An 11,562-nucleotide genomic window follows, 5' to 3' on the forward strand; every position below is an offset into this window, starting at 1 on the left:
ATGAAACAAAAGCTGGGACGCTGGATCATTCCGGTGCTGGGAGGGTTGGCCTTCGTCTACCTGCTGGTGCCCATCGCCTACATCTTCGTCTATTCCTTTAATGATGCCGGCCGGACCAACCTGGAATGGCGGGGATTCACCTGGTCGAACTGGCAGAACCCCTGTGGCGCTCCGGCGGTTTGCGAATCCCTGGTGAATTCGTTGCAGATCGGCTTGCTGGCCACGGTGATCGCCACCGCGCTGGGTACCTGCGTGGCCCTGGGCCTGGTGCGTTACAAGTTCCGGTTCCGCAATGCCACCGATATCCTGATTATTCTCCCGCTGGCCACACCCGAAGTCGTGCTCGGCGCGGCCCTGCTGGCGCAGTTCCTGAACCTGGGATGGGAACTGGGCTTCACCACCATCGTGATTTCCCATGTGGTGTTCTGCATGGCTTTCGTGATCGTCACGGTGCGGGCCCGGGTCTCGGCCCTGGACCCGCGGTTGGAGGAAGCGGCCGCAGATCTTTACGCGAACCCGCGCACGACCTTCTGGAAGGTCACCTTCCCACTGCTGTTGCCCGGGATCATCGCCGCGGCGATGCTCAGCTTCGCGATGAGTTTCGATGATTTCATCATCACCAACTTCAACTCGGGCAACGTGCAGACCTTCCCGAAATTCATCTACGTGGCCGCGACCCGTGGTATCCCCGCCCAGGCCAATGTCATCGGTTCGGCGATGTTCCTCCTGGCCCTGCTCGTGGTCATCATCGCCCAGATCATGTCCTACCGTAAACGCAAGGCGCTGGAAAAGGCACAGTAGGCCAGCCGGGGCTGGAGGGCTGGAACCCCGACACGTTCGCTGCAGGGCGTACTGGAAGCGCGTAAGCCCACCATCTTGAGATACAGCCGTCCCACGATACGGAAACGTCTACACTGGACTGTTGGGAGCCACCCACGCACCGAACAGACCGAGAATGAATGAGGAATCAGAGCCATGGACGAACAGCAGGCCTGGTTGAACGACGAGGAACGCGAGGCATGGCTGGGACTGCAAAGCCTGTTCACCTTGTTGCCGGGGGTCTTGGACACCGATCTGCAAGGACTGCAGGGCATCACGTTGTTCGACTACCATATGCTGGCCATGCTTTCCGAAGCGCCAGAACGCAACCTGAGCATGACTGATCTGGCGGCGCGAACCAGCGCCTCGCTGTCCCGGCTTTCACATGTGGTCAAGAAGCTGGAAGCACGCGGCTGGGTCGTGCGGTTGCAGTCCAAGGAAGATGCCCGTGTGAAGATCGCCTCATTAACCACCAAGGGCTGGGACGTGCTGGTGCAGATAGCTCCGCACCATGTGGCAACAGTGCGGTCCCTGGTCTTTGATTCGCTGGATGACAAGGATGTTAAGGATCTTTCGCGGATTTCGCGAAAGATTGTCCGGGCCCTGGACGAGGAACATTGGATCCTGGATCCGGCCTAACCCGATTTGGATTGCCGGAGATTAACTGGCTATCATGAGTAGGCGTTAATCGCGCGCTTCGTGATGCCCCTACGGTGGTGGCAAAGCGTGTGCGCGTAGCCCGTAATACCGAATATCGTGATCGCCCGAGTACGGGGAAAATGCTCGACAGATTGCGAAGTTCACCGTCTTACATACTTCAAGGCGCTTCGGTTGGTTCTCACCCAGCCTGGTTACCTTCATAGTGTGCAGTATTAACGGTGTTTCACTGGTTGGCGGGACTCACTAACGCATCAGTGATGTGGGATTCGGTCCCGCATTACGCGCGAGTACCGTCAAATTTTACTACTACTAACTGAGGAGTGATCATGGCAGCTGTATGCCAGGTGACCGGTGCAGTTCCGAACTTCGGACACAGCATCTCCCACTCGCATCGTCGCACCAAGCGTCGGTTCGATCCGAACGTGCAGAAGAAGACCTACTACGTGCCTTCCCTGCGCCGCAAGGTAACCCTGAACGTGTCCGTCAAGGGCATTAAGCTGATCGACGTGCGCGGTATCGACGCAGTCATCACCGACCTGCTTGCGAAGGGTGTGAAGCTCTAACATGGCGAAGAAGGATAAGGACGTACGTCCGATCATCAAGCTGAAGTCGACCGCCGGTACCGGATTCACCTACGTGACCCGCAAGAACCGTCGTAACAACCCAGACCGCATGGTTCTGAAGAAGTACGACCCAGTTGTCCGTAAGCACGTTGAATTCCGAGAGGAGCGCTAAGACATGGCCAAGAAGTCCAAGATCGCAAAGAACGAACAGCGCAAGGTCATCGTCGAGCGTTACGCTGAAAAGCGCCTCGAACTGAAGAAGACCCTGGTTGACCCGAACGCATCGGACGAGGCCCGCGAGGCGGCCCGCGTTGGACTGCAGAAGCTTCCACGCAACGCTTCGCCAGTTCGCGTCCGCAACCGCGACTCGATCGACGGTCGCCCACGCGGCACCTTCCAGAAGTTCGGTATTTCCCGTGTTCGCTTCCGCGATATGGCTCACCGCGGTGAGCTGCCGGGCATTACCAAGTCTTCCTGGTAAGCACCAAAGCCTAGGGGTCTAGAACCCTGGCGAACACCGCCGCCCATCCCCGAGACGGGGAAGGGCGGCGGTGTTCTCGTTTATCCACAACGGCGGGGCTTCAACCGCCAGCAGAACTCAAGAGTCACCCCGCCGACGCCACCAGCGGCGGCGTGCCTGGGGGAGGGGCTGTGGTTCCGCTTCCGCGGCCCGTCCCCGCCGACGGGCCTGCCAATGGGCGACCTCGACGTCCAGATCCCGCACATCGGTCACCACAGGAGGTCCGCCCTGCAACTGGCGCCGGGCTTCGATGATCCTGCGGTTGAAGTCCAATAGGTACTCACGGACCTGTGCCTCCCCGGCGAGTTGGTCCAGGGTCTGCTCCAATTGCCGGTCCTCGACGCGAAGGGTCAGCGCCGGCGGGCCCAGGCCACTGATCTTTTCGCGTTGCATCAGGCCCTTGATCCACCAATCTGGATCATTACCGCCAATGAGATGATCGATTTTCTGCCCGGCCAAGGCCAAATTGTCGAAGTCCCCCCGGGCAAAGGCCTCATCCAATACGGAATTGGCCACTTCCCACGCCTCGTCCGCGGCATGGATCTGCAGTGGAGTGCGCGGTTCCTCCACCGGGTGGTGTCGCCCGGTGCGCTGCGCGTATTCATCAACGGGTAATGGTGTCTGGTCCGCACGTTTCGCCCGGTAGCGCGCCGCATTCAGGGATGCATCACGCTGCGGATATTCGGATTCGCTGCCCATCCATCCATGCTTTCATCGCCGGCGCTCCCGGGCAACACCCTGGGGAAGGAAACCGATGGCGGACCGGCGCGCGTAGTAGCGTGGAAAGCATGAACACAACACCGCGTTACGGGTCCCTGGAGCAGCTTGGCCACGGCGAGCCGTTGGACTCCGTTCATGCCAACCGGATGCGGTGGGAAGGCTGGGGAGCAGGGCAAACCGCCTTGGTGACCGGAGCCAATGCCGGTCTGGGCTATTTCACCAGCCTGGCCCTTGCCGCCAGTGGTGCACATGTGATCATGGCCTGTCGATCCAGCGAGCGGGCCGATCGGGCCCGGCTGCAGATCGAGCAACGGGTCCCCGACGCCAAAATCACCACCAGACTCCTGGACACCAGCGACTATTCCTCGGTGGACCGGCTGGCCGAACAGCTGGAACCGGTAGACCTGGATATCATCATCGCCAACGCCGGAATCATCCACACCCCGACCAGCAGGCAGGAGAATGCTGCCGGACACGAACTGGTTATGGCCACCAACTACCTCGGCCATGTCCGGCTGGTGGGGAAACTGGCACCGCAGTTCAAGGCGCGTCCGCTACGGTTCATCGGTCTGGGCTCGATGGCCACCCGGATCCTGCCCGCCCAACCACAGAACCTGATGCTGCACCACGGGTACGGTGCCTATCGTTCCTATACACAATCCAAGGCGGCCCTGCAGTCATTCACCCTGGGCCTGGACCACCGGCTCAAGCTGTTGTCCTGGCCCGCACGATCGATCGCCGTGCACCCGGGCTATTCCGTATCCGGCCTGACAGTGCAGGTGCCCGGTGTTAACGACCCCGGATTCGGCAAGCGGTTCGTCGGGCAACTTCAGCGCGGGTTCGCCCAGGGCAAGCACCACGGTGTGGTGCCGATTGTTGAAGCGGCGTTGAATCCGGGAATATCCAGTACCGCACGAGGCATCTATCTCGGGCCACAATGGCTATCCACGGGACAAACACGGATGGTGAAACCGGCGAACCTGACCCGTCGCAAGAAGCTGCTGGACCCGGTGTGGGAGATGTTCACGGAAGCCAACGACGGGTTGGACCCCTTCGAACTCTGAGGGCACCCGTGGGGCACCGCAGGTCGACTACCCCGCTGAGGGATCGGGTAGCTGGCAAGGACGGCACAGGGTGGGCACCCAGGCACAGGGTGCGCGGAGAATCCACACACGCGCCGAATGGGCCTTTACGTGTCCGGAAACACCCCGGAAGCATCCATTTGCCTCCCAGAACTCTCCGCTGAGCGTGAAATTCGTCCGATCTCCAAAAAAATCCCTAGATTTCCGGTGATTTCGAGCGTTTCGCCCCGAATCATTTGATAGGTTCATTTTCTAGAAGACCGCGCGACCGCGTGGCGTCCAAGGCTTGAACGGGCCAAGGAAAACTAGTCCAGGAGGACCATACATTGGCTATGAACCGTAGCGAACTTGTTGCTGCTGTTGCAGCAAAGACCGATAACTCCCAGGTTGCCGTCAACGGTGTGCTGGATGCCGTGTTCGATGTTTTCGTCGAGCAGATCTCCCAGGGCGAGAAGGTTTCCATCCCAGGTTGGTTGGCAGTGGAGCGCACCGACCGTGCAGCTCGCACCGGTCGTAACCCACAGACCGGCGAAGCCATCCAGATCCCAGCTGGCCACTCGGTCAAGCTGACCGCTGGTTCGAAGCTGAAGGCTGCTGTCGCCAAGAAGTAGTCTCTTTTCAGACTTGTGATGCCGTATGAGGTATCAAATATTGCGGGTGGCTTCCTGGGAACAGGAGGCCACCCGCAATAGTTTTAACTCGCGGCTCCTGCCTGCGTTTCACCCCGGCTTCTACCTGTCGTAGAATAGATTGCGGTGGTGGACCGGCCAGCAAAGGACAGCATGCATAACAGCTCAGCAGCACCTCGCGTCGTGCGCGGGTGGATCGCTGCCTCGGTGTGCTCGTGGACCGCGTTCGCGGCCCACGCCCAAGCCACCCCCACGGCGGCTTCCGCCGTGGTCATGCTGCTGATCACCTGTATCTCTGCCGTTATCGCCATGGCCCTGCTGGGGCGAAAAATCAACTTGTTGACCACCAGCCTGGTGGCCTTGGCCAGCCAGGGCATGTACCACTTCGCGCTGTCGGTGATGTCCCACCAGGGAGCCGAGCTGGTGGCCACCACCGGGACCGGCGCCCATGCGCACCATGTGACCGCCCTGGGCGTGACGAATGCGGCAGGGGCCCCGGAATCGAATTCCATGGTCCTGGCCCACCTGCTGGCCGCTGTGGTCAGCATCTTCATCCTGCGCCAGGGCGAACGGATTGCCGTGGCCCTGGTTGACACCCTGAGCCTGGCTACGGTCCGCCGCATCCTGGCAGTATTGCATCTGGCCTTGCCATTGGGATACAAGCCTGCGGCCGTTGATGTCCAGCGGCACCCGTTCCTCTCCCGGGACAGGGATTCGTTGCCCCTGCTTCGTGGCCCACCGTCCACGGTATTGATCCACGCCTAGAACCAGCACATCAATACCAAGCCCTGCCCGCAGACCGCGGCATCAGCCCCACGGGCAGGGAAAAGGACACGAATCCATGAACAGCTTTGCCATACCCCGCCAACGTACCCTCCTGACCCGGCTTTTCGCCGCCGCGATGATTTCGCTGTTGGCCCTCTTTACGATAGGTACAGCCGCCCACGCGCACGATGAACTGATCGGTTCCACTCCCGAGGCCGGCACAACCCTGACCGAGAGCCCCAAGGAGATCGTCCTGAACTTCTCAGGCGAACTCCAGACCCTGGCCGATGACGGCGGAACCGTCGTTGTCATCAGCAACCAGGCGGGGGACGAGATCGGGAACGATTTCGAGGTCGAAGGACGTGATGTGCACATCACCCCTGCCACCGAACTGGTCAGCGGCGAGTACACCGTGGCCAGCAGGGTGATTTCCTCGGACGGCCACCCGATTGAAAAGGCCATCAGCTTCACGGTTGAGAGCGGCGAGAACTCCGCCGCCCCGATCGAAAGCGCCGCCCCTGAAACCGTATCCGCCGACGAATCCACCGCAGCCCCCGCCGAGGAACCCGCTCCGGCCGATGAGACCGCCGCGACCGGCGGAATCAGCCCCGTGCTGTGGATCGTCATCGGTGTCGCCATTGCCGGTACGGCGATCGCCGTGCTGGTGAACTTCACCCGCCGGAACAACACCAGGTAACTTCCCCTTCCCAGGCCCACCGGCGCCCCCACGAGCGCCGGGCAGGGCCCTACCAGCCACACCCCACAAGGGTCACGGGCGATGCCCCAGGCCGCCATGGCCCGGAAGCGGTGTGCACGAAAGTGAATTCCCAATGATTTTTTCCAAGAAGACCACCAAGACCCTGGGCGCATTGGCCCTGGGATCGGGCCTGCTGCTCACCGGGTGCGCGCAGGGCACCGATTCCGAAGCAGCGGTACAACCCGATAATTCACCGCTCCAGGCCGACGCCCTGCAAGTCACCGAGAGCTGGGCGAAGGCCGCAGACTCGGGGATGAGCGCAGCGTTCGCGATGTTGAACAACGTTTCGGAACTGCCCGTGGAACTCGAATCGGTGACCGAGAAGGACCACGGAACCACCATGGAGATCCATGAAATGGACGGCGAGGGAACCGACATGGTGATGCAGCAGATCGACGGCCCATTGCTGATCGACGCCGGGCACCGGGTGGAACTGGCCCCGGGCGGCAACCACATCATGTACATGGACCTGTCCGAGCCCCTGGTTCCGGCCGAAACCTCCACGCTGACGCTGAACTTCTCCGATGGGTCAAGCAAGGATGTGGATTTCGCCATCCGCAACTACGACGGTGCCAATGAAAGCTACCACGGCGACGGGGAGCATGCGGATCACGCCGAGCAGGCGGAACACGGGGAAGGCGGCCACTAGATGACAAACCCCGCGCCCCGGCCCTCACGTCGAGTGGTGCTGACCGGTTCGGCGGCCGCGGCGCTGGGCGGGCTGGTCGGCGGATTCGGGATCGGCCAGATCACCACCGGGAGGGCCGAGGCCGGGAACACCACGGATCCGGCGGCACCTTCCGCCGGCTACCGTGGTTTCCACGGACGCCACCAGGCCGGAATCCTGGACGATGCCCAGGCCCATGCGGTGTTTCTGGGAATCGACCTGGTGCCCGGTGACCTGGACGCCTCCGGGCAACGCGAACGGCTGCGATCCATTCTCAAGTTGCTCACCGAGGACGCGCAGCGGCTGATGTCAGGGCAGGGGGTCCTGGCCGACACCGAGCCGGAAATGGCCGTGATGCCGGCGAACCTGACCCTCACGGTGGGGCTGAGCCGAACGATGATCGAACTGATTGGCGATTCCTTGGCCCCCGACAGCCTGGGCCCACTCCCGGACTTCGGAATCGATGAACTGCGCGAGGAGTACGGGCAATCCGATGTGATCATCCAGCTGTGTGCCGAGGACCCCACGGTGCTTGCCCATGCGGTGCGCGCGTTACGCAAGAACCTGCGCTCCATCACCACGGTGAAATTCGAGCAGCGCGGGTTCACCCACGCCACGTCATCGCGACCGGCCGGGTCCCCGTTCCGAAACCTGTTCGGCCAGGTTGACGGGATCAACAACCCGGTGGGCGGGAACCGGGAGATCGCGGTGTTCGGATTCGAACCGGGGGACACCTGGTTCCCCGACGCGACCACCCTGGTACTGCGGCGGATCTCCATGGATCTGGATAGCTGGGATGAAGTGGACCGGCCGGGGCGTGATTTCGCCTTGGGGCGCCGGCAAACCGACGGCTCCCCGCTTTCGGGAAACCAGGTACAGGATCCGGTGGACCTGAACGCAGTCAACGAGATGGGCCTGCCGCGGATCTCGGCGCACGCCCATGTTGCGCGGGCCATGCCACACGGTGCTCAGGAGGTCCTGTGGCGTCGCGGATACAGCTATCTGGACGGTTCCAACGCCGGTCTGCTCTTCGCCAGCTACCAGCGGGATGTGGCAGAGAGCTTCATTCCGGTGCAGAGCAGGCTGGCCGAACTGGATGCGCTGAACGAATGGACCACGCCGATTGGATCGGCGGTCTACGGGATCCTTCCGGGGGTCGCGGAAGGCATGTACCTGGGGCAGCAGCTGTTCGAGGCGGCGGGGCGCAGCTAGCACCGGACGGTCCCCCGCCACGGGCGGGGGACCGTCCGGTGTGAGATGCACCGCTCGCGCCGTAAGGGCAACGGCCCGACGGTGCGCACAATGAGATGATGGAGAGGTTATGGCCACACAATCACGCGAACCGCGGCAGGTATCCCCGGGTACCGATGCCCCTTCCCTGAGCCGCTTCGTCCTGCCCGGAATCCTGTTCATGGTGGTGGCGTTCCTGCTGGCGGTGCTGGTCAGTGGCATTGCCGCGCCACGTCTGCTGGCCGATCCCGGTGCCTTGGTGCGCTGGGTGCTGCCGATTAGCCGTGTCATCCACCACACGGCGATGTCCATTGCGATCGCAAGCCTGGTTTTCGCTGCCTGCATCATCCCGCGTAGTACCAAGTCGCGGCGTCCGACTCCGGAGAATCCCCATACCGATGCCGGTGAAGAGCACCCCTCATTCACCCGTGCCCTGAATATCGCCGCTGGTGCCGGTGTGATCTGGACGCTTTCGGCCGCTTGCGTGATGCTGCTGACCTTCTGGGACCTGGCAGGCCTGCAAATCAGCTTCGCCGCGAATTACACGTCCGCGATCCTGGACTACATCCTGCAGATCACCACCGGGCGGGCCTGGGCCTGGATGGTGGTGATCGCCGCAATCGTCACCTCGCTGGCCCTGGCGGTCCGCTCGCAGCTCGGGGTCGGGCTCAGCGCGGCGTTCTCCTTCCTGGGGATCGTTCCGTTGGCGTTCATCGGGCACGCCGCCGGGGGAGACGACCACTATGCGGCGGTGAACGGCATTGGCCTGCACCTGTTGGCCGTGGTGCTCTGGTTCGGCGGGATCATGGTGCTGGGCCTGCTGACCCCCACCCTGGCCGGCAAGGCCCCGGGACGCTACCAGGACCGTCCGCTGCTACTGGGTGTGGTGTTGCGCCGCTACTCGACCATGGCCGCGCTGGCCATCGTGCTGATGGCAGGGTCCGGGCTGGTTTCCGCGCTGATCCGCATCACCAGCCCGGAGCAGTGGCTCACCCCGTATGGCGGGCTGGTCATCACCAAGATCGTGTTGACCCTGGCGCTTGGCGCCCTGGGCCTGGCCCACCGGAACTGGATTATCCCCAGGCTCCTGGCCGGAAAGCTCGGCGCGTTGGCTGCCGCCTGGCGGGTCGTGATGGTGGAAGTGGCTCTGATGGGTGCGACCATGTCGGTCGCCACGGTGCTGGCACGGACCCCGCCGCCAACCCCGGATACCCCGCCGGTGGAAGCCACCCCTGCCCGGTTGCTGACCGGTTATGAGCTACCCGAACCACTGGTGAGTTCCAGCTGGTTCACGGTGTGGCGCATCGACTGGTTATGGGCAGCGATCATCGTCTTCCTGCTCTCCTTCTACCTGTGGGCATTCATAACCCTCCGCCGCCGTGGGGACCAGGCCAGCGTACTGCGCCTGATCAGCTGGATTGTGGGGCTGGTGGCGTTGTTCTATGTCACCAGCGGTGCCCCGGCCGTCTACGGCAAGATCCAGTTCTCCGTGCACATGATCGACCACATGTCCCTGACGATGATCGTGCCGATCTTCCTGGTGCTGGGCATGCCGGTCACCCTGGCCCTGAAGGTGCTGCCCAGCCGTACCGATGGAACCCGCGGGGCCCGTGAATGGATCCTGTGGCTGGTGCACTCCCGGTACTCCAAGGTCATCACCCACCCGATCTTCGCGGCCGTGAACTTCGCCGGGTCGATCATCATCTTCTACTTCACCCCGATCCTGGAACCGGCGATGCGGTACCATGCCGGACATGAGCTGATGATCGTGCACTTCCTGCTGACCGGATACCTGTTCGTGCTCAGCCATATCGATGCCGATCCGATCCCGTTCCGTTTCAACTATCCGTTCCGGTTGCTGATCCTGCTGGCCACGGTAGCGTTCCACGCCTTCTTCGGGGTGGCGCTGATGGGCATGGAAACCCTGCTGGCCGGGGACTGGTTCGGCAATATGGGGCGCACCTGGGGCGGTAGCGCGTTGGAGGACCAGGTGGTCGGTGCCGGGATCATGTGGGCCATCGGCGAAGTGCCAACCCTGGTGATCGCCATCGCCGTAATGGTGTCCTGGTCGCGCAGCGACGACCGGGAAAAGAAACGCGTGGACCGGCAGGCGGACCGCGATGGAGATGCCGAACTGGCAGCATACAACGCCATGTTCGCGCAACTGAAGAAACACGACCAGAGGGAGCATCGTGGCCGCTAGCCGAACCAAAGTGGGGGTGGCCCTGGTGCTGGCCGGTGGGCTTGCGCTCACCGCCTGCTCAAGTCAGGCCCAGCCCCAGGACATGCCGCAGGACGAGCTGCACCAGGCGCTGACCGAAAGCCCGACAGCGCAGCCGGACACCGATCAGGGCGCACCCGGCGAACCAACCGCCGAAGACCTGGGTACCGTGGATCTGGCGACCCAGGTGGGCGCCGTGTTTGCCGCCGAACTGGGATTCGACCAGTCCCAGCGGATCACCAAGGAGCAGTTGGCCGAACTGGCCAAGCCGCCGACCGATACGCTCGCTGATGTGGTGGTATTGCCGGGGCAATGCGAGGGCCCGTTGGAGGCCCTGAACTGGTCACCGGCCCAGCTGGGAACCGAGGTGGCGCGCACCGATTTCACCAATGCCGCCGGCAATGTGGCGGGATCGATCGAGGTGGCCGAACTGGAGGATCGGGTGGATCTGGAGGAGCACTTCCGCACGGTGCTGAAGATGCGCACCGATTGCTCCTCGATCAAGTTGAACTGGGTGGAGTTCACCGAAACCCTGAAGTTCAGCAACCCGGGTGTGGACGGGGTCGAATCGCAGCTGTCCTACACCCGCCGCGGCAACTCTGCTACCGCCCAGGACACCGTGGTGTTGATCCAGAGCACGGGGCAGTACGTGGCCATGGTGTCCTTCATGTCGGGGACCTCCTTGGCCGATGACACCATCAACCTGGTGGGCAAGCAGATCCTGGACAGCGTCCTGGCCCAACTCTAGGTACCGCCGCAGCCCGGCACCGTCGTGGAACCTGTTGCGCTGAGGCGTCCTCCTGCCGTGCCCGTTACCCGACCCCATCCATGTCTCCCAACGGTCGGGGTGAGCGTGCTCTCAACCGCCGGAGGTTCCCCGGGAATCACGCCGAGACCCAGGTCAACCCGTTAATGCCTGGTGCGGCTGC

The 11,562-nt window shown here is 62.7% G+C and carries 14 protein-coding genes; 13 read left to right on the top strand and 1 reads right to left on the bottom strand.

The features are described from left to right. From OK351_RS00145 to rpsN, 5 genes are all read left to right on the top strand, one after another. Complete coding sequence (locus OK351_RS00145) at window positions 1–801, top strand: ABC transporter permease (protein ID WP_265155296.1); 801 nt, start codon at window positions 1–3, stop codon at window positions 799–801. Between the two features lie 174 nt (window positions 802–975). Next, on the top strand, window positions 976–1,458 hold the full coding sequence (locus tag OK351_RS00150; protein WP_265155297.1) for a MarR family winged helix-turn-helix transcriptional regulator: 483 nt from the start codon (window positions 976–978) through the stop codon (window positions 1,456–1,458). A 347-nt stretch (window positions 1,459–1,805) separates the two neighbouring features. Then, window positions 1,806–2,042, top strand: a complete 237-nt coding sequence (gene rpmB / locus OK351_RS00155) for a 50S ribosomal protein L28 (RefSeq protein WP_265155298.1) — start codon at window positions 1,806–1,808, stop codon at window positions 2,040–2,042. Window position 2,043: 1 nt separating this feature from the next. After that, window positions 2,044–2,214: a 50S ribosomal protein L33 gene (gene rpmG, locus OK351_RS00160; RefSeq protein WP_054821834.1), complete on the top strand. Its 171-nt coding sequence runs from the start codon at window positions 2,044–2,046 to the stop codon at window positions 2,212–2,214. Between the two features lie 3 nt (window positions 2,215–2,217). Beyond that, window positions 2,218–2,523, top strand: coding sequence for a 30S ribosomal protein S14 (gene rpsN, locus OK351_RS00165; RefSeq protein WP_265155299.1), 306 nt, complete (start codon window positions 2,218–2,220; stop codon window positions 2,521–2,523). A 117-nt stretch (window positions 2,524–2,640) separates the two neighbouring features. On the opposite strand, the gene OK351_RS00170 is transcribed toward rpsN, so the two are convergent. Continuing rightward, window positions 2,641–3,261, bottom strand: coding sequence for a DnaJ family domain-containing protein (locus OK351_RS00170; RefSeq protein WP_265155300.1), 621 nt, complete (start codon window positions 3,259–3,261; stop codon window positions 2,641–2,643). 89 nt (window positions 3,262–3,350) lie between these two features. On the opposite strand from OK351_RS00170, the gene OK351_RS00175 reads away from it, so the two are divergent. From OK351_RS00175 to OK351_RS00210, 8 genes are all read left to right on the top strand, one after another. Next, entirely contained in the window at window positions 3,351–4,346 is a 996-nt protein-coding gene (locus OK351_RS00175; RefSeq protein WP_265155301.1) for an SDR family NAD(P)-dependent oxidoreductase, read from the top strand. Window positions 4,347–4,690: 344 nt separating this feature from the next. Further along, entirely contained in the window at window positions 4,691–4,975 is a 285-nt protein-coding gene (locus tag OK351_RS00180; protein ID WP_306349459.1) for an HU family DNA-binding protein, read from the top strand. Window positions 4,976–5,146: 171 nt separating this feature from the next. Next, entirely contained in the window at window positions 5,147–5,758 is a 612-nt protein-coding gene (locus tag OK351_RS00185; protein WP_265155303.1) for an MDR/zinc-dependent alcohol dehydrogenase-like family protein, read from the top strand. 76 nt (window positions 5,759–5,834) lie between these two features. Further along, complete coding sequence (locus tag OK351_RS00190) at window positions 5,835–6,455, top strand: copper resistance CopC family protein (protein ID WP_265155304.1); 621 nt, start codon at window positions 5,835–5,837, stop codon at window positions 6,453–6,455. Between the two features lie 133 nt (window positions 6,456–6,588). After that, a complete protein-coding gene (locus tag OK351_RS00195; RefSeq protein WP_265155305.1) occupies window positions 6,589–7,164 on the top strand; it encodes a copper chaperone PCu(A)C in 576 nt (191 codons plus the stop codon). Then, window positions 7,165–8,394 (top strand): Dyp-type peroxidase, encoded by a 1,230-nt coding sequence (locus tag OK351_RS00200; RefSeq protein WP_265155306.1) that lies wholly within the window; start codon window positions 7,165–7,167, stop codon window positions 8,392–8,394. A 109-nt stretch (window positions 8,395–8,503) separates the two neighbouring features. Continuing rightward, a complete protein-coding gene (locus OK351_RS00205) occupies window positions 8,504–10,615 on the top strand; it encodes a bifunctional copper resistance protein CopD/cytochrome c oxidase assembly protein (protein WP_265155307.1) in 2,112 nt (703 codons plus the stop codon). Then, window positions 10,605–11,381, top strand: coding sequence for a hypothetical protein (locus OK351_RS00210; protein WP_265155308.1), 777 nt, complete (start codon window positions 10,605–10,607; stop codon window positions 11,379–11,381). The genes OK351_RS00205 and OK351_RS00210 overlap by 11 nt, the downstream gene beginning before the upstream one ends. Window positions 11,382–11,562: the final 181 nt, after the last annotated feature.

Origin of the sequence: Glutamicibacter sp. MNS18, from assembly GCF_026107515.2 — a bacterium.
Classification (GTDB): domain Bacteria; phylum Actinomycetota; class Actinomycetes; order Actinomycetales; family Micrococcaceae; genus Glutamicibacter.

Bases quoted from the DNA above. Each gene is read 5' to 3' on its own strand.
- OK351_RS00175 (WP_265155301.1), top strand. From the start codon at position 3,351: ATGAACACAACACCGCGTTACGGGTCCCTGGAGCAGCTTGGCCACGGC.
- rpmG (WP_054821834.1), top strand. From the start codon at position 2,044: ATGGCGAAGAAGGATAAGGACGTACGTCCGATCATCAAGCTGAAGTCG.
- OK351_RS00205 (WP_265155307.1), top strand. From the start codon at position 8,504: ATGGCCACACAATCACGCGAACCGCGGCAGGTATCCCCGGGTACCGAT.
- OK351_RS00185 (WP_265155303.1), top strand. From the start codon at position 5,147: ATGCATAACAGCTCAGCAGCACCTCGCGTCGTGCGCGGGTGGATCGCT.
- OK351_RS00195 (WP_265155305.1), top strand. From the start codon at position 6,589: ATGATTTTTTCCAAGAAGACCACCAAGACCCTGGGCGCATTGGCCCTG.
- OK351_RS00145 (WP_265155296.1), top strand. From the start codon at position 1: ATGAAACAAAAGCTGGGACGCTGGATCATTCCGGTGCTGGGAGGGTTG.
- OK351_RS00190 (WP_265155304.1), top strand. From the start codon at position 5,835: ATGAACAGCTTTGCCATACCCCGCCAACGTACCCTCCTGACCCGGCTT.
- OK351_RS00200 (WP_265155306.1), top strand. From the start codon at position 7,165: ATGACAAACCCCGCGCCCCGGCCCTCACGTCGAGTGGTGCTGACCGGT.
- rpmB (WP_265155298.1), top strand. From the start codon at position 1,806: ATGGCAGCTGTATGCCAGGTGACCGGTGCAGTTCCGAACTTCGGACAC.
- rpsN (WP_265155299.1), top strand. From the start codon at position 2,218: ATGGCCAAGAAGTCCAAGATCGCAAAGAACGAACAGCGCAAGGTCATC.
- OK351_RS00170 (WP_265155300.1), bottom strand. From the start codon at position 3,261: ATGGGCAGCGAATCCGAATATCCGCAGCGTGATGCATCCCTGAATGCG.
- OK351_RS00150 (WP_265155297.1), top strand. From the start codon at position 976: ATGGACGAACAGCAGGCCTGGTTGAACGACGAGGAACGCGAGGCATGG.